General features: G+C 65.1%; 17 protein-coding genes. 6 read left to right on the top strand and 11 right to left on the bottom strand.

Features of this window, described 5'->3' with window-relative positions:
* On the bottom strand, nucleotides 1-1119 hold the full coding sequence (locus ACFELO_RS14485) for a glycosyltransferase family 4 protein (RefSeq protein ID WP_440958478.1): 1119 nt from the start codon (nucleotides 1117-1119) through the stop codon (nucleotides 1-3).
* A gap of 107 nt (nucleotides 1120-1226) precedes the next feature.
* Here ACFELO_RS14485 and ACFELO_RS14480 point away from each other — a divergent pair, with 107 nt between their 5' ends.
* On the top strand, nucleotides 1227-1970 hold the full coding sequence (locus tag ACFELO_RS14480; protein ID WP_440958477.1) for an alpha/beta fold hydrolase: 744 nt from the start codon (nucleotides 1227-1229) through the stop codon (nucleotides 1968-1970).
* Here the strand turns inward: ACFELO_RS14480 and ACFELO_RS14475 are convergent.
* The gene (locus tag ACFELO_RS14475) at nucleotides 1967-2818 is read right to left on the bottom strand and encodes an NAD(P)-binding domain-containing protein (RefSeq protein ID WP_440958476.1); all 852 of its coding nucleotides are present in this window, start codon (nucleotides 2816-2818) and stop codon (nucleotides 1967-1969) included. The two genes, ACFELO_RS14480 and ACFELO_RS14475, sit on opposite strands and share 4 nt — an antisense overlap.
* Before the next feature lie 62 nt (nucleotides 2819-2880).
* Between ACFELO_RS14475 and ACFELO_RS14470 the strand changes: the two genes are divergently transcribed.
* The 3 genes from ACFELO_RS14470 (at nucleotide 2881) to ACFELO_RS14460 (ending at nucleotide 4351) form a co-directional block, all read left to right on the top strand.
* A complete protein-coding gene (locus ACFELO_RS14470) occupies nucleotides 2881-3513 on the top strand; it encodes a tetratricopeptide repeat protein (RefSeq protein WP_440958475.1) in 633 nt (210 codons plus the stop codon).
* A 59-nt stretch (nucleotides 3514-3572) separates the two neighbouring features.
* Nucleotides 3573-3728: a hypothetical protein gene (locus tag ACFELO_RS14465; protein ID WP_440958474.1), complete on the top strand. Its 156-nt coding sequence runs from the start codon at nucleotides 3573-3575 to the stop codon at nucleotides 3726-3728.
* A 104-nt stretch (nucleotides 3729-3832) separates the two neighbouring features.
* Nucleotides 3833-4351 carry a CC0125/CC1285 family lipoprotein gene (locus ACFELO_RS14460; protein ID WP_440958473.1) on the top strand — a complete coding sequence of 173 codons (519 nt, stop codon included), beginning with the start codon at nucleotides 3833-3835 and terminating at the stop codon, nucleotides 4349-4351.
* A gap of 253 nt (nucleotides 4352-4604) precedes the next feature.
* Here ACFELO_RS14460 and ACFELO_RS14455 read toward each other — a convergent pair whose 3' ends face one another.
* Nucleotides 4605-5378: an SDR family NAD(P)-dependent oxidoreductase gene (locus ACFELO_RS14455; protein ID WP_440958472.1), complete on the bottom strand. Its 774-nt coding sequence runs from the start codon at nucleotides 5376-5378 to the stop codon at nucleotides 4605-4607.
* 201 nt (nucleotides 5379-5579) lie between these two features.
* Between ACFELO_RS14455 and ACFELO_RS14450 the strand changes: the two genes are divergently transcribed.
* A complete protein-coding gene (locus ACFELO_RS14450) occupies nucleotides 5580-6440 on the top strand; it encodes an isoaspartyl peptidase/L-asparaginase family protein (protein WP_440958471.1) in 861 nt (286 codons plus the stop codon).
* Nucleotides 6441-6504: 64 nt separating this feature from the next.
* On the opposite strand, the gene ACFELO_RS14445 is transcribed toward ACFELO_RS14450, so the two are convergent.
* The 7 genes from ACFELO_RS14445 to ACFELO_RS14415 form a co-directional block, all read right to left on the bottom strand.
* Nucleotides 6505-6969, bottom strand: a complete 465-nt coding sequence (locus ACFELO_RS14445; RefSeq protein ID WP_440958470.1) for a PTS sugar transporter subunit IIA — start codon at nucleotides 6967-6969, stop codon at nucleotides 6505-6507.
* A gap of 43 nt (nucleotides 6970-7012) precedes the next feature.
* The gene (gene hpf, locus ACFELO_RS14440; protein WP_440958469.1) at nucleotides 7013-7651 is read right to left on the bottom strand and encodes a ribosome hibernation-promoting factor, HPF/YfiA family; all 639 of its coding nucleotides are present in this window, start codon (nucleotides 7649-7651) and stop codon (nucleotides 7013-7015) included.
* A 204-nt stretch (nucleotides 7652-7855) separates the two neighbouring features.
* Nucleotides 7856-9367, bottom strand: coding sequence for an RNA polymerase factor sigma-54 (gene rpoN / locus ACFELO_RS14435; RefSeq protein WP_440958468.1), 1512 nt, complete (start codon nucleotides 9365-9367; stop codon nucleotides 7856-7858).
* Between the two features lie 12 nt (nucleotides 9368-9379).
* Nucleotides 9380-10138: an LPS export ABC transporter ATP-binding protein gene (gene lptB, locus ACFELO_RS14430; RefSeq protein ID WP_440959927.1), complete on the bottom strand. Its 759-nt coding sequence runs from the start codon at nucleotides 10136-10138 to the stop codon at nucleotides 9380-9382.
* A 64-nt stretch (nucleotides 10139-10202) separates the two neighbouring features.
* Entirely contained in the window at nucleotides 10203-10784 is a 582-nt protein-coding gene (locus tag ACFELO_RS14425; RefSeq protein ID WP_440958467.1) for an LptA/OstA family protein, read from the bottom strand.
* Nucleotides 10781-11506 (bottom strand): LPS export ABC transporter periplasmic protein LptC, encoded by a 726-nt coding sequence (lptC, locus tag ACFELO_RS14420; RefSeq protein ID WP_440958466.1) that lies wholly within the window; start codon nucleotides 11504-11506, stop codon nucleotides 10781-10783. The genes ACFELO_RS14425 and lptC overlap by 4 nt, the downstream gene beginning before the upstream one ends.
* A 70-nt stretch (nucleotides 11507-11576) precedes the next feature.
* A complete protein-coding gene (locus ACFELO_RS14415) occupies nucleotides 11577-12191 on the bottom strand; it encodes a ribonuclease D (protein ID WP_440958465.1) in 615 nt (204 codons plus the stop codon).
* A 203-nt stretch (nucleotides 12192-12394) separates the two neighbouring features.
* On the opposite strand from ACFELO_RS14415, the gene ACFELO_RS14410 reads away from it, so the two are divergent.
* Nucleotides 12395-14503 (top strand): YadA-like family protein, encoded by a 2109-nt coding sequence (locus ACFELO_RS14410; RefSeq protein WP_440958464.1) that lies wholly within the window; start codon nucleotides 12395-12397, stop codon nucleotides 14501-14503.
* A gap of 39 nt (nucleotides 14504-14542) precedes the next feature.
* Here the strand turns inward: ACFELO_RS14410 and ACFELO_RS14405 are convergent, their stop codons facing one another.
* Entirely contained in the window at nucleotides 14543-14962 is a 420-nt protein-coding gene (locus ACFELO_RS14405; protein WP_440958463.1) for an organic hydroperoxide resistance protein, read from the bottom strand.
* Nucleotides 14963-15039 lie beyond the last annotated feature (77 nt).

The raw sequence follows: 15039 nt of genomic DNA, 5'->3' as shown, positions 1-15039 counted from the left end.
TTAGTCTAGAAGCTCCCGATAGACCCGCAAGGTGGCTTGTTGCAGTTGCGTCTTGGAAAAATGCGTCCGCACCCTCTTGCGCGCCGCCTGCGCCAGAGTGTTGGCGCCTTCGGCGTTCAGTGACAAGGCGGCTTTGACCGCCTCCGCCCAGGCGTCCGGGTCGCCCGGCGCCGCGCGCCAGCCGGTTTCACCCTCGCGCACGACTTCGCGGGCGCCGCCATGATCCGCGACAATGACCCGTGCGCCCATGGCCTGGGCCTCCGCCGCGGTCCGGCCGAAGGCTTCAGGCTCAAGCGAGGGGCAGACCACAAGATCCGCCGCCAGATAAGCCGCCGCAATGTCAGTCGTGTGTCCGGGCAGAGCCAGATCAATTCCGGCCTGTTCCGCCGCCGTCTTCAGCTCGGCCTGATAGTCGAGCTTGTCTCCGCCTTCCCCAAGGCAGACCAGCAAGGGCGCCGGATCAAGCTTCAATCGCGCCAGCGCCTCGATCATCAGGCCCTGCCCCTTCCAGCGGGTCAGGCGGCCGGGCAGCATGATCGCCAGTCGTTCCGGGCCCGCCCCCCAGCTGGCGCGTTGCGCCTTGATCCGGTCCGGGCTGACCTTGGCGGGGTCAAACAGGTCAAGATCCACCCCGCGCGGGATCACCCGCAAACGGCGCTCCTCGATCTCATGCTCATCACGCACATGGGCGGCGGTGAACTCGGAATTGGCGATCACCAGATCACCCTGCGCCATGATGGAATTGTACCAGCGCTTGAGCTTGCCCCTGGCCTTGTAGAAACCGTGATAGGTGGTCACGAACGGGATGAGCGCCCGACGCGCCGCCCATTTCGCGCTCCAGGCCGGGGCGCGGGAGCGGGCATGGATGATGTCGATCTGCTCATCCGCGATGAGCTTGGACAGCCTGGCCGCATTGGTCCAGATCTTCAGCGGGTTCTTGGTCTTCACATCCAGGGTGACATGATGGGCGCCCACCGCTTCAAGGTCTGAAACCAGCCGGCCGCCGCAACTGACCACGATCGCCTTGCCGCCATCCTCGACAATCGCCTGCGCCACCTCGATCACCGTGCGCTCGGCGCCGCCCGCATGCATCTGGGGGATGACCTGCAAGATGTTCAAACGCGTACGCCTTCTGATCGCCGGACCGGTTGACGGCCCGCAAGCCCTTCAGATAACCGCGACCGGGCGGGTCCGTAAACCATGACGGCGCCGCCAGGGAGATCACCATGACCGAACCGCAACGCCTTGAACGCCCCGGCCAGCCCGGCCTCGCCTTCCACAAGCGGGATGGATCCGGCCCCGGCGTGATGTTTCTGGGCGGGTTCAAGTCGGACATGACCGGAACCAAGGCGACCGCGTTGCAGGCGTGGGCGGACGACGCCGGGCGCGCCTTCCTGCGCTTTGATTACAGCGCGCACGGGGCGTCGGACGGCGCCTGGGAGGACGCCACGATCAGCCAGTGGCGTGAGGACGCGCTCGCCATGCTGGATCAGCAAACCACAGGTCCGCAAATCCTTGTCGGGTCGTCCATGGGCGGCTGGATGGCGCTGCTGCTGGCCCTGGCGCGTCCTGAAAAAGTGAAGGCGCTGGTGCTGGTCGCCCCGGCGGCGGATTTCACCGAAACCCTGATCTGGGAGCAATTACCCTTCCACATCCGCCAGCAGATCGAGGACGAAGGCCAGTGGCTGCGTCCCAACCCCTATGGCCCGCCCTATCCGATCACCAAGACACTGATCGAGGATGGCCGGAACTGGAGTGTGCTCAACGCGCCCATTCCGTTTGAAGGCCCGGTGCGCATCCTGCATGGCTGGCATGACCGGGACGTGCCCTGGAGCCATGGCCTGCGGGTGCTCGAACAGATCACCTCAAACGATGTGCGCTATGAGCTGTCCAAGGCGGGCGATCACGGGCTGAGCGCGCCCGAGGACCTCAAGGCGCTGGTACGGATGATTGAAAGCGTCAGCAGCTAGTCTCGCTGATCCCAAATCGCCTGAAGCCCTTCCCGCCAGCTCGGATAGCGAGGCCGCCAGCCCAGCGCGGCCTTGGTGCGGGCGTTCGAAACGCGGCGACATTCAGCATAAAAACTCGCCTGCATGCGGGTGGCGTTCTGTGGGTCAAAGGGTTCGATATGCGGGGCCGGACGGCCGGCGATCTGCGCCGCCCCGGTCATGACATTGGGCTGGGTGTCCGGCCAGTCATCCGCGAGATTGAACGCGCCGCTCGCGTCGGGCCGGGCGATGGCGCGCGAAACCGCCTGGGCGATATCGTCCACATGCACGCGGCAGAAGACGTGGCCGGGTTTGTCAAACACCGTCTTCTCCGCCTCCAGCCGGTCAAAGGCCGAGCGGCCCGGACCATAAATCCCCGCCAGCCGGAACAGACGCGCGCCACGGTCCAGCCAGTGCGCTTCGGCGTGCGCTCGACGGATGGAGCGATCCTGCCCCGGGGTCGGGGCGTCATATTCGAACGCCCAGCCGCCCTGACGATCACCATAAACCCCCGTGGTGGACAGATAGCCGAGCCATTTACCGCCCAGATCAACCGACGCCAGAGCAGGCTGAAAGGGATCTCCACCCTCTCCGGGCGGGGCGCAAAGCACCAGCGCATCTGACGCCCGGGCGGCGTCCTGCAAGGCCTGACAGCCTGAGGCGTCAGCGGGATCTGCAAGCACCGGCTCATAGCCCGACGCCGCGATCGCGTGCGCCTGTTCGCTGGAGCGCGTTGTCGCGACCACCCGCCAGCCATCCTCATGCATCCGCCGGGCGATGGCGCGGGCGGTGAAGCCGAAGCCGTAAAGGGTGATGCTGCGTGCGCTCATGGACGTCTCCCGGACTGGCCCGCTAGGCTTAGACGTCATTTCAGCCTCTGGGAAACCCCGTCATGGCGCCTGTGATCCTTCTGACCCTGTCTCTGGCCTTCGCCCAGACCCCGCCCCCGAGCGATCAGGCGCGGCTGGAAGCCTGTCTGAGCGCCATTCAGGATGATGCCGAGAACGCCTATGAGGACGCCCTGACCTGGCGTCATCAGGGCGGCGGCTGGCCGGCCGAGCATTGCGTGTCTCTGGCCCTGATTGCGCTGGGTCAGGAAGCGCCCGGCGCGCTGCGTCTGCGAGAGGCCGCCCAATCCGCCCAGATGGCGAGCGATCTGAGCCGCGCCCTCATGCTGGCCCAGTCCGGGGAGGCCTTTGTCGCCGCCGGGGAGTACGAGCAGGCCCGGATCAGTTTCGAACAGGCGCTGGCGTTTGCGCCCGAGCGCGCCGAGCTTCAGGCCGGCATTGCAGGGGTTCATATCGCGCTTGAGGATTTTGACGCCGCTGAAGCCGCCTCCAGCCTGGCGCTGGAGCAGGATGCGGCGAACCCTGTGGCGTATCAGCTGCGCGCCCGCGCCCGTCTGGGCAAGGGCGACTTTGACGCCGCCCTGTCTGACATCGAGGCCGCGCGCCGTCTGGACCCTGAAAACATTGATATTCTTCTGTTGCGCGGCCAGATCATTGACGCCCGCCGCACGGGATAGGGCTTTTCAGGAACAACCCTGACGCGCATGCTCTTCCAGTGACCGCTCAGGAGAGACCCATGCGACGCTCAATGAACATTCTGGCGCTGGCCCGGAAAACCGCCCGCACCGCCGCGAACGCCGGACAAGGCCGCACCCTGTCCCCCGCCGGACGCAAGCTCATGCAGGCGGATCGCAACATGGTCCTGCTGCGCGGTCGGCTGATCCAGTTCTAGGCGCCCGCCCGGCCTGAAGGATTAAATCTGGGCGTCTGCGCCTTCACTTGGCATCGACTTCCCCCCATATTCACCATGATGCACGTCATGAGAGGGATCCGATCATGCTGAGAACAGTCGCCGTCATCAGCCTTGCAGCCGTGCTGGCGAGTTGCGCCAGCGGCCCCACCCCCTACGCCCCCGCCGGCGAGTCCCGCTACGGGCTGACCGAACAGCAAGTGGAATCCGACCGCTTCCGGATCAGCTTCAGCGGCAATTCGCTGACCGATCGCGACACGGTGGAGACCTATCTTCTGTATCGCGCCGCCGAGCTGACGCTCGATCAGGGCTATGATTATTTCCGTCTCACCCAGCGCGACACCGAAAGCGATACACGGCTGGTGGGGTCATCCAGCTATGACCGTTTCGGGCTCCAGTACCGCTATTACCACCCGGCCTATGGCTGGTATGGCCGGTACGATCCGTTCTGGAATGATGTGAACCTGCGCGAGGTCACCCGCTATGAAGCGATGGCGGAGATCGTGCTGGGCCGCGGCGCCATTCCGGATGCGCCGGACGCGTTCAACGCCCGCGAGGTCATCGCCAATCTGGGTCCGCGCGTTCAAAGACCCGTTACGAATTAGCGCGTTCACATTTGAAAGTCGCAAGAGCCGGGCCTTCGGGTCCGGCTTTTTCGTGGGAGTCGTGCGACTCTCATAAGAGAGGGCTCCTACTACGACTACCATCCCGTCGGTTCGGGTCGGGTTCGAGATTCAGGCTGAGAAAGAGCGCCGCCAGTGTACGGCTCGGCCCGCCCGCGTGGACAAGTCTGGGCCCGGAGACAAAAAAACCCCGGAGCACAGGCTCCGGGGTTTGTGTTTCAGCGCTGCATCGCCCTTATTTCGGGGGCATGCGCGCGCCGGCGTCCAGGCGGACGCATTCGGCGTTGATATAGTCGTTGGACACCATGAAGGCGACCAGATCGGCGTATTCGGCCGGGGTGCCGAAGCGCTGCGGGAATTGCAGGTTCGCGGCCAGGTTCACTTTCACTTCCGGCGGCATCTGCTCGTAGATCGGGGTTTCAAAGAAGCCCGGCAGGATGGTGTTCACCCGCACGCCTTCACGCGCCAGATCGCGCGCCATCGGCAGGGTCATGCCGTAAATCCCGCCCTTGGAGGCGGAATAGGCGACCTGGCCGATCTGCCCGTCCTGAGCCGCGACCGAGGCGGTGTTGATGATGACGCCACGACCGGACTCGGTCGGGTCCAGCGTCAGCATGCCCGAGGCGGAAATGGCGGCGCAGTTGAAGCTGCCGATCAGGTTGACGTTGACCACCAGCTGGAACTTGTCGAGCTGGTGCATAACGATATCGCCAGAGGAGGCGCGACGCGCGGTCTTCTCGGCCCAGCCAATGCCGGCGCAGTTCACCAGAACGCGTTCCTGACCGTGGGCGGCGCGGGCCTTTTCAAAGCCGGCCTTGACGTTCTCGGCGTCCGCCACGTTCACTTTGGCGAACACGCCGCCGATCTCCTTGGCCACGGCTTCGCCGCGCTCTTCATTGAGGTCAAACAGGGTGACCTTGGCGCCTTCAGCGGCCAGACGACGGGCGGTGCCTTCGCCCAGACCCGATGCGCCGCCGGTGACGACGGCTGCAATGCCTTTGAAATCCATGTCTCTCTCCCCTGGGTGTGAGTGTTCTAAGGCTTGGAGGCGACGGGATGGAGCCCTCGCCGATCTCCCCTCTGACATAGCGCCTCGCCCGGCAAATTGGAATGCATGTCACATGGGCATGACGCCGCGCTTTCACCCCGCCTCACACGGTGTTAATGCCACACGATCCATTGAGTTCATTCATCGAGTTTCGAGGACGGCATGACCACACCGGTTCTGGTTCTTCACGGCGGCGCAGGCGTTCTGGCCGATCGCAGCTATGAGCGCGAGATCGCGCACCTCACCGATCTGGCCAATCGCACGCGCGCCGCGCTGATGGCCGGCCAGTCCGCGCTGGACGCGGTGGTCGAGGCGGTCGCCGATCTCGAAGCCTCGGGCCTTTATGTGGCGGGCAAGGGCAGCGCCCCGAACGCGGCGGGCCGGTATGAGCTGGACGCCGCCGTGATGGACGGCCCGACCCGCAATGCCGGGGCGGTCTCGGCGCTGACCGGATTTCTGTCTCCGATCCGGGCGGCGCGCGCCGTGATGGAGCACACCCCGCACGTCCTGCTGGCCGGCAAGGGCGCGGAAGCCTTTGCCGAGAAGACGGGCCTGGCGCAGGTTGAAGACCCGGACAGCTATTACAAATCCGCCGCCGACCCTGATCCGCGCCCGATCCCGACCGGAACAGTGGGGGCTGTGGCGCTCGATCTCGACGGCCGGCTCGCGGCGGCGACCTCCACGGGCGGCACGCTCAACAAGGTCTGGGGCCGGGTGGGCGATACCCCAATCATCGGCTCGGGCACCTGGGCGGATGAACGCGTGGCCGTCAGCTGCACCGGGCAGGGCGAGTATTTCATGCGCGCCAACGCTGCCGCGGACGTGTCAGCCCGCGTCAAATACGCCGGACGCCCGCTGGCCGAAGCCGTTGAAGGCGCGCTTGGCGATGTGGCGCGGCTGGGCGGTGAAGGCGGGCTGATTGCTGTGGACGCCTCGGGCGCTGTGACCGCCCAGTTCAATTCGCCGGGCATGAAGCGCGCCATCGTCCATCCCGACGGCCGCATCGATGTGCAGATGAGCTGATCCAGAAAGAAAAAGCCCCGGCCATCAGGTCGGGGCTTTGGTCTTTTGCAGGACGGTCAGCGGATCAGGCCGCGTCGCTTTCCACGCCATTGTTGAGCAGGGCGGCGACCGCGTCTGCATCCGGGGCCGCACGCACGGCCCGACGCAGTTCCTCACGCCGGAAGAAGCGCGACACCTGGGCCAGCGCCTTGAGATGATCCGCGCCCGCGTCTTCAGGCGCAAGCAGCAGGAAGATCAGATCGGCAGGCTGACCATCGATGGCGTCGAAATCCACCGGGTTCTTGAGCCGCGCGAACACGCCGCACACCCGATCCACCAGATCGGTGCGGGCATGGGGAATGGCCACGCCATCCCCCACCCCGGTCGATCCGAGTTTCTCGCGTTCGATCACCGCATCCAGGACCGGCCGTGCGGAGACGCCCAGAGCCCGTTCTGCGAGTTCGGCAAGCCCCACCAGGGCCTGCTTGCGACTTGTCGCTGCCAGTTCGGCGGAAACGCCGCCTGGCGGAATGAGAGTGCTCAGAGCCATGAAACGCTCAACTGCTGGCTGCCCCAGCGGCTGTGAGTTTCATTTACTCCGCAGCCGCGCTGGCCGCGTCTTTAGCGCCTCGGGACGGATCAATCCAGCCCACATGTCCGTCAGGACGGCGATAGACGAAATTCATGGCGCCATTGGCGGCGTTGCGGAACAGCACAAACGGCGCGTCTGCAAGGTCCATTTCAAGGACCGCCATTGAAACCGTGAGGGTTTTCAGCTCGGCCGCCTGTTCGGCGATAATCACCGGCTCATCGCCGCCCACCGCGCCGCCATCATCCTCGTCATGATCATCATCGGGCAGCTCGGCCTGACGACGATCCGAGCGGAGCACCAGAACCGGGGTCGGTTCGGCGGCCGGCAAATCGGACTTGATGTCTGAATGGTGATCTTTCAGGCGTCTTTTATAACGGCGCAATCGTTTCTCGAGATGGCCGGCGGCGTCTTCCGCTGCGCCATAGGCGTCCTCGGCCGAACCGGACGCCTGAAGAAAAGCCCCTGACGGCAGGTGGAGCGAGATGTCCACTTTGAAGCCGTACCCCTCCTTGCTCGCGACGACAAAGGCTTCGGCCGGTCGATTGAAATATTTCGAACCGGCGTCGGTAATGCGTGTTTCCATGCGCTCGCGCAGAGCCGGGGAAACATCGATGCCTTTGGAGACGAACTGGATAAACATGAGAGCTCCCTTCAACTGGGGGTCCAAGAGCGCGCCTTCGGCGCGTTGGACCCCTCAAGGGTCACTCCCGCGCCGGGCGCGGCCGGTCTGTCAGAAAGACCGGACATTCACGGTAGAGGCAGCAAAGCGGGCCCGTCAATGAGAACTGGTGCGACACGGTGAACGGCAGGTAGGCCAATCGCATCATGCAGTGCAGCAAAGGCCTCAGCCGTTCATGCCCTTGAGCTTGCGCCGACGCTTGACCGAGGAGGGGATGTTCATCGCCTCGCGGTATTTGGCCACCGTACGGCGCGCAATATCAACGCCATCAGCCAGAAGACGCTCGACGATCTTGTCGTCGCTCATCACGTCGTCCGCCGTCTCGGAATCAATCATCGCCTTGATGCGGAAGCGGACCGCCTCGGCGGAATAGGCCTCGCCCCCGTCTGCAGACGCAATGGCGGAGGTGAAGAAGTATTTCAGCTCGAACAGGCCGCGCGGGGTGGCCATGTATTTGTTCGACGTCACCCGGCTGACGGTGGATTCGTGCATGCCCACCGCGTCGGCCACGGTCTTGAGGTTCAGCGGGCGCAACCAGGCGACGCCCTTGGCGAAGAAGGCGTCCTGCTGGCGCACGATCTCGCTGGCGACCTTCAGGATCGTCCGGGCGCGCTGATCGAGGCTTTTGACGAGCCAGGAGGCGTTCTGGGTGCACTGGCTGATGAAGACCTTCTCGTCTTCAGAGCGCGCGGACTTGCTGATCTGGGCCGCATAGCGGTTGTTCATCAGGACGCGCGGCAAGGTATCGGTATTGAGCTCCACCGCCCAGCCGCCATCCGGGCGCTCGCGCACCATGACATCGGCTTCCACCGCCCGCGCGCCATCGGCGCCAAAGCCCAAACCCGGCTTGGGGGTGAGGCGCTTGAGCTCGGCGATCATGTCTTCGAGATCTTCGGAATCCACCCCGCACAGCGCCTTGAGCCCGGCATAGTCATGCTTGGCCAGAAGCGGCAGATGGTCCACCAGCGCCGCCATGGCCGGATCGAGCCGATCGCGTTCCCGCAGCTGCAGCGCCAGGCATTCCTGAAGAGTGCGGGCCATGACGCCTGTGGGTTCAAACTTCTGCAGCGCCGCCAGCACCGCTTCCACTTCGGACCGGGTGACGCCCAGACGCTCGGCGGTTTCACCAAGGTCGGCGCGCAGATAGCCGTCTTCGTCCGCGAGATCGATCAGATGCGCCGCGATCAGGCGATCCGCCGGCTGCAAGGCCAGATCGGCCAGCTGGTCATGCAGATGCTCGTGCAGGGTCTTTTCGCGGCTGGCATGGTCGGCGGCGTCAAATTCGGAATGATTGAAGGAACCGCCAGAACCCGCGCGCGACCAGTCCACCGCGCCGCCGGTCGCATCCGCGCCCGCCATGTCGGATTTGGAATCCGAATACATCGCCTCGGTATCCGCGTCGAAGGCCTCATCGGCCTTGCCCGGTGCATCGAAACTCAGCTCGTCGCCACTGTCGCGGGTCTTCTCCGAAGGCTCGGACGGGGCGGATTCATCGAGCGCAGGCACGTCCGAGCGTTCATCACGCTCCAGCAGCGGATTGCGCTCCAGCTCGGTTTCCACGAACTCGGCCAGCTCGATATTGTTCAACTGCAGCAGCTTGATGGCCTGCTGCAGTTGAGGGGTCATCACCAGACCCTGACCCTGTCGGGCCTCAAGCTTATGTCCCAGTCCGGCCATTAAAGTCCCTGGTTAAAACCGTTCGCCCAGATAATAGCGGCGCACATCCTGGTCGTTGCGAACGGCCTCGGGGGCGCCTTCAAACAGCACTTCGCCATCATGAATGATGGTTGCGCGGTCGGTGATCTCGAGCGTTTCGCGCACATTGTGATCGGTGATCAGAATGCCGATGCCGCGCTGCTTGAGGTAATCCACCAGATCGCGAATATCTGCGATCGCCAGCGGGTCGATGCCCGCGAACGGCTCATCGAGCAGCATAAAGCTCGGCTGCGCCGCCAGCGCCCGGGCGATCTCCACCCGGCGGCGTTCGCCGCCCGACAGGGCCATGGCCGGGCTGTGGCGCAAATGTCCGATATGCAGCTCTTCCAGAAGCTCATCGACCAGCGTGTCGCGACGCTTGGGATCGGGCTCGACGATTTCAGCGACCGCAGCCACATTCTCGCCGACCGAAAGCCCGCGAAAGATCGAGGCTTCCTGCGGCAAATACCCGATGCCCAGCCGCGCGCGCTGGTACATTGGGAAGCCGGTGATGTCCTCGCCGTCGAGCATGATGCGTCCGTGATCGGCCGAAACCAGGCCGGTGATCATGTAAAAGCAGGTCGTCTTGCCGGCCCCGTTCGGTCCCAGAAGGCCCACCACTTCGCCGCGTTTCAGCGACAGGGAGACATTCTTGACGACCGTGCGCTTGCCATAGGACTTGCCCAGGTTCTCAACCTGAATTCCTTCCCCGGCGAACGCCTCGGACGGCGTGTCGATCCGCTCGTATTCCATGGTCGTCATGTTTAACTCCGACGGCCTAAAAAACTGTGAAGTCCGGCGCTTTCAGCGCGCGGTCTCAGCCTTCGGGCGCTTCATAGGGACGCGGACCATCGCCCGGAATGACCGGCGGCGGGCAATCCTGGGACGATTGCGCAGCGGCGGCGGCGTCATCGGTGAAGAAGACCGACCGCACCCGGCCCGAGCTGTTCTGGCCGCCTTCAAGACGGGCGACGCCCGTGGCCAGCTCAGCGTGCAGATGCTCGCCGGTGGAGACATTGCAGCCCTGGGTCAGCACCACCGAGCCCATCAGCTCGATAACCTCGCCCATCAGGTCATAGGTGCCGCGATCGCCGCGGGCGATCTCGTTCTCGGTGATGTAGAACACATCGCCTTCAGCCACGATGCGGCGCAGCTCGGGACCGCCCGTCTCACGGCGCACATAATAGGCTTCCAGCCGGTCCGCGCGCAGGCGGACATTGCCGCGCACCACATTCACATCGCCGGTGTAAACGCCCATGCCCTGGGCGTCGAAGGCCTCGAAATCATCAGCGCTGATATCGACCGGGCCCTCGCCCGAACCCAGCGCCTGCCCCATCGCCGGAGCGGTCAGAAGGAGCGGCGCCGCCGCACAGGCGGCGATCAGGAAACGCAGTGTCATGGCTCATTCTCCTCTGACCGGCCCGCGCCGGCGTCAGAACTGGGATCGTTGGGCGTGTCCGGGTTGGCGGGCGCATCAAAGCGCGTGCGCACATCCCCTCTCAGAATGATATGCTGACCATCCTCACGCACTTCAAATTCATCCGCGCGCACCGCCCCCCAGGGCGCAAGGCCATGCACGGGCCGGGGGCCCGTCACCACGCCTTCGCGCAGATACAAGGTCGCGGACTGGGTGTCGAAGACATAGCCCGAGCGCGTGGTCAGCCGTACATCGGTCTCAAGGTGCAAGGACAGGTTGGCGTCATCAAACACGCCGTGCCGGGCCAGAACCTGCGAGGCGTCCGCCCCTTCATCCAGCAAGGCGTAGTCCAGCGTCGGCTGCTCAAGGTCGATCAGGGCCTGTTCGGCGCCCGAGCGACGCTCGGCGGTCTCTGCGGTGATGACATAGGGCGTGCCGCCCTCATCCCGCCCGGTAAAGCGCGGATTGATGATGCGCTCGGACTCGCCGCCCGCCGCACTCATCGCGATTTCAGGGGTTTGCGTGCTGCGGCTGCCTGACAGGACGATCTGCACCAGCGCGTTGAGCGCCACCAGCACCGCCGCCGCGATCAGCACCAGACGCAGGCCCGCCACAAAACGCGAGCGCGCCCGGGCGGTCGCCAGCGACTTGGCGCGGCGCTGGCCGATCATCTGGCCATCTGACAATGACAGGGCCGCAGGCATAAAGGCGGGCTCCGAAGCAGAAATCTGAACTGACCTTTGTGGCGGTCATCGCCGCGTCACGCAAGCAGGCTTACGAATGGGCGAAGATGTCGGTCTCGTCCCAGCCCATCAGGTCCAGGCGCGCGCGCTGGGGCAGGAAGTCAAAACAGGCCCGCGCAATCTCCATCCGGCCCTCACGCTCCAGCATGGCCGACAGCCCGTCCGCAATGGCGTGCAGATAGAGAACGTCAGAGGCGGCGTAGTTGAGCTGCGCCTCGCTCAGATCCTCAGAGGCCCAGTCCGAGCTTTGCTGCTGCTTGGACAGCTCAACCCCGGCGATCTCGCGGCAGACATCCTTGAGACCATGGCGGTCGGTATAGGTGCGCACCAGCTTGGAGGCGATCTTGGTGCAGAAGACCGGCGTCATGGTGACGCCGAGATCACGCTCGATGATCGCCAGATCGAACCGCGCGAAGTGCAGCAGCTTCTCCACGCTCGTATCCGCCAGCAGGGCCTTGAGATTGGGGCAGTCATAGGTGGCGCGGTCAGGCTGAACGATATGCGCCTCGCCATCCCCGGCCGAGAGCTGGACCAGGCACAGCCCATCACGCACCAGCGACAAGCCTTGGGTTTCGGTGTCGATCGCGACCCGTTTGCCCAGATCCAGCCCGTCCGGCAAATCCCCGCGATGGAAGTGAATGGTCATGCTTGGCGCTCCACAGCTTCAGTCCTCATAGACCCCGAGGGTATCGGACGTTCGCCGGGAAGCGTCAATCTGGACTCACGCATCAGCGCATCACCGGCCTGTCATCGCGCCCCGTCCAGGCGTTTCTGACTCGCCCTTCAGGGCGTATTTCCTTTATAACTTCTTAACGCGTCAGGTGGGGACGTGAAGCCGGGGGGCGGATCATGAGTACGAAATACATCGTTTGCGTCAGTGCGGGGCTTGTTCTGGGGCTCTCCGTGCAGGCCAGCGCCAGCATATTGTCGGAGAATGCGGTTTCCAGCATTCTGTCCCTGCACAAGGCGCCGGAGTCCAAATCCGGCCCGTCCTATCACAGCGGCGCAGGCGCCCCCGCCGGGCTCGAACGCTCCCAGCCCCCGGGTCAGGACAGCGCGGGACTTCAGACCGCCTCCGCGCCTGCTGATTACACGCATGGCGTGATCACACCCTCCCTGCAGATGACCGACCCGGCGCTTGTGGACGCGCTTGAAGGTCTGGTGATTGCGCTGGAACGCTCTGACGCGCTCGAACCGGACGCCCGCGCGGGCCTGAGCCAGGCGCTCGAGGCGTTGCAGAGCGTGCAGACCGGCCCCCTCAAACTCAAACCCATGGGCGTCTCCGCCCCCTTCGTCGCCAATGCCGGACCGGACTGCGCGGATGGCGCGGGCGTGGACTCAACCCAGTGCGGCACGGGCGCGGACGCCGCCACCAATGGCGCGACCGCTTTGGGAACGGATGCGCTTGCCAGCGGGGAAGGCTCCACAGCCCTTGGCGCTGTGGCGGAAGCGGCGGATGAAGCCTCCACGGCGGTCGGCGCGTTTTCTTACGCCAATGGATACGGGGCGACCGCGCTGGGCGCCGGTTCCACGGCCATCAATGATGGCACGACTGCGGTCGGTTTCCTGGCCGAGGCCAGCGAGGAAGATGCGACCGCGCTGGGCGCAGGCGCCTTGGCGACCGGCACGCAATCGGTCGCCATCGGGACAAACGCCGAAGCCAGCGAAGATGATACGACCGCGGTCGGGGAAGGCGCCTGGGCGCTGGCCGAGAACGCCACCGCCGTCGGCCAGGCCGCTGAAGCGTCCGGCCACAGCGCCAGCGCCTTCGGGGAAAGCGCGACCGCCGATGAGGGCGGCGCCTCGGCGTTCGGCAATGACGCCTGGGCGAACGGGCTGGGCTCTGTGGCGCTCGGCGCAGACGCCACAGCCCTCGGGGACGGCTCTATCGCCATCGGCGCGGACTATGACGGGGACGGGACCGGCGCAGAAGCCAGCGACACCGACGCCATCGCCATTGGCGGCGACGCCCTCGCCAGCCGGGAAGAAGCCATCAGCATCGGCTTTCTGGCTGAAGCGGACGGCGAGCACGCCATTGCGCTGGGCGCGGAAGCGCAAGCCTTGCACGATGACTCCATGGCGCTGGGCAGCGGCGTCGTCACCAGCCGCGCCAACCAGATCGCCATCGGTAGCAGCACCCAGACCCTGACGCTGGCGGGCGTGACCAGCGCCGCCTCCCAGACCGCCCAGGGGCCGGTGACCGGCATTCTGACCACGGATGCGGATGGCAATATCGCCTATGACAGCACCGCCCTGACCCAGATTTCCACCAACACCAGCGCCATCTCGCTGCTGCAATCGGGCACGGCGAGCCTGGCCAGCGTCACCGCGCTGCAAGCCGACCTGACCAGCCTGAAATCCCAGGTCACCACCAATACCGGCGGCATCAGCACCAATATGAGCGCCATTGCGGCGCTCGACGCCAAGCTGGCGGCTCTGGGGGCTACGGGCGGGGCGTCCCAGGCGGATGTGGACGCCAATACGACTGCCATCGGGGTGAACCGCACCGATATTGACGCCAACACCGCCCGGATTGCTGACAATCGCGCCGATATCGACACAAACACAGCCGGGATCGCCCTGAACCGGGCCGGCATCGCCGCCAACCGCGCCGATATCGACATCAACACCAGCGCCATTGCGGGCCTGCGCACGGATGTCAGCGCGCTTCAGATGGATGTGAAAGATCTCGCCAGCCAGTTCAATTCCCTGTCCGGGCAGATCGACGCGCATACCGATGGCATCGCCATCGCCAATGCGTTGGCCGGGTCGAGCTGGCTGCAATCGGATGAGAATTTCGCCCTGACCGCCAATTGGGGCCTGTATGACGGCTCCAACGCGCTGGCCGTCTCCGCCACCGCACGGATCAACACCCGGCTGTCGGCCAATATGGGCGTGGGCTATGGCGACCAGACCGGACGCGTGGGCGCGCGCGCCGGCGTCCGTTACGGGTGGTAGGGACGCGCATCAGGCGCGCCCCGTTTTCCCGTCTGCGGATCAGGCCAGCTTGAGCGTGGTCTTCACATTGCCGCGGGTGGCGTTGGAATAGGGGCAGACCTGTTCGGTCTTGGCCATCAATTCATTGGCCTGGTCAGTCGGCAGACCCGGCAAATCCGCGATCAGCGTCACTTCCAGGCCGAACCCGCCCTCTTCACGCGGACCTATGCCCACTTCGGCGTCCACTTTCGCGCCTTCGGGCAGCTTGATCTTCGATTGCTGGGCGACCAGACCCATCGCGCTCATGAAGCAGGCGGCATAGCCCGCTGCGAAGAGCTGCTCGGGGTTGGTGCCCTGACCGCCATCGCCCCCCAGTTCGGACGGGGTGGACAACTGCACATCCAGCCGCTCGTCATCAGACCAGGCGCGGCCCTGACGGCCTTTGTTCGCAGAGGCGCGGGCAGTGTAGAGGATAGGCATGGGGTCGCTCCTTTATATCGTGTGCGATATTACTGAGCACGATATAATCACCGTCTTGCGGGCGTCAAGGCGCAGCG

The sequence above is a fragment of the Oceanicaulis sp. LC35 genome (genome assembly GCF_052055585.1).
GTDB lineage: Bacteria > Pseudomonadota > Alphaproteobacteria > Caulobacterales > Maricaulaceae > Oceanicaulis.
This window is presented reverse-complemented; position numbering and strand designations above follow the sequence as displayed.

Bases quoted from the DNA above. Each gene is read 5' to 3' on its own strand.
- ACFELO_RS14480 (WP_440958477.1), top strand. From the start codon at position 1,227: ATGACCGAACCGCAACGCCTTGAACGCCCCGGCCAGCCCGGCCTCGCC.
- ACFELO_RS14475 (WP_440958476.1), bottom strand. From the start codon at position 2,818: ATGAGCGCACGCAGCATCACCCTTTACGGCTTCGGCTTCACCGCCCGC.
- ACFELO_RS14470 (WP_440958475.1), top strand. From the start codon at position 2,881: ATGGCGCCTGTGATCCTTCTGACCCTGTCTCTGGCCTTCGCCCAGACC.
- ACFELO_RS14465 (WP_440958474.1), top strand. From the start codon at position 3,573: ATGCGACGCTCAATGAACATTCTGGCGCTGGCCCGGAAAACCGCCCGC.
- ACFELO_RS14460 (WP_440958473.1), top strand. From the start codon at position 3,833: ATGCTGAGAACAGTCGCCGTCATCAGCCTTGCAGCCGTGCTGGCGAGT.
- ACFELO_RS14455 (WP_440958472.1), bottom strand. From the start codon at position 5,378: ATGGATTTCAAAGGCATTGCAGCCGTCGTCACCGGCGGCGCATCGGGT.
- ACFELO_RS14450 (WP_440958471.1), top strand. From the start codon at position 5,580: ATGACCACACCGGTTCTGGTTCTTCACGGCGGCGCAGGCGTTCTGGCC.
- ACFELO_RS14445 (WP_440958470.1), bottom strand. From the start codon at position 6,969: ATGGCTCTGAGCACTCTCATTCCGCCAGGCGGCGTTTCCGCCGAACTG.
- hpf (WP_440958469.1), bottom strand. From the start codon at position 7,651: ATGTTTATCCAGTTCGTCTCCAAAGGCATCGATGTTTCCCCGGCTCTG.
- rpoN (WP_440958468.1), bottom strand. From the start codon at position 9,367: ATGGCCGGACTGGGACATAAGCTTGAGGCCCGACAGGGTCAGGGTCTG.
- lptB (WP_440959927.1), bottom strand. From the start codon at position 10,138: ATGGAATACGAGCGGATCGACACGCCGTCCGAGGCGTTCGCCGGGGAA.
- ACFELO_RS14425 (WP_440958467.1), bottom strand. From the start codon at position 10,784: ATGACACTGCGTTTCCTGATCGCCGCCTGTGCGGCGGCGCCGCTCCTT.
- lptC (WP_440958466.1), bottom strand. From the start codon at position 11,506: ATGCCTGCGGCCCTGTCATTGTCAGATGGCCAGATGATCGGCCAGCGC.
- ACFELO_RS14415 (WP_440958465.1), bottom strand. From the start codon at position 12,191: ATGACCATTCACTTCCATCGCGGGGATTTGCCGGACGGGCTGGATCTG.
- ACFELO_RS14410 (WP_440958464.1), top strand. From the start codon at position 12,395: ATGAGTACGAAATACATCGTTTGCGTCAGTGCGGGGCTTGTTCTGGGG.
- ACFELO_RS14405 (WP_440958463.1), bottom strand. From the start codon at position 14,962: ATGCCTATCCTCTACACTGCCCGCGCCTCTGCGAACAAAGGCCGTCAG.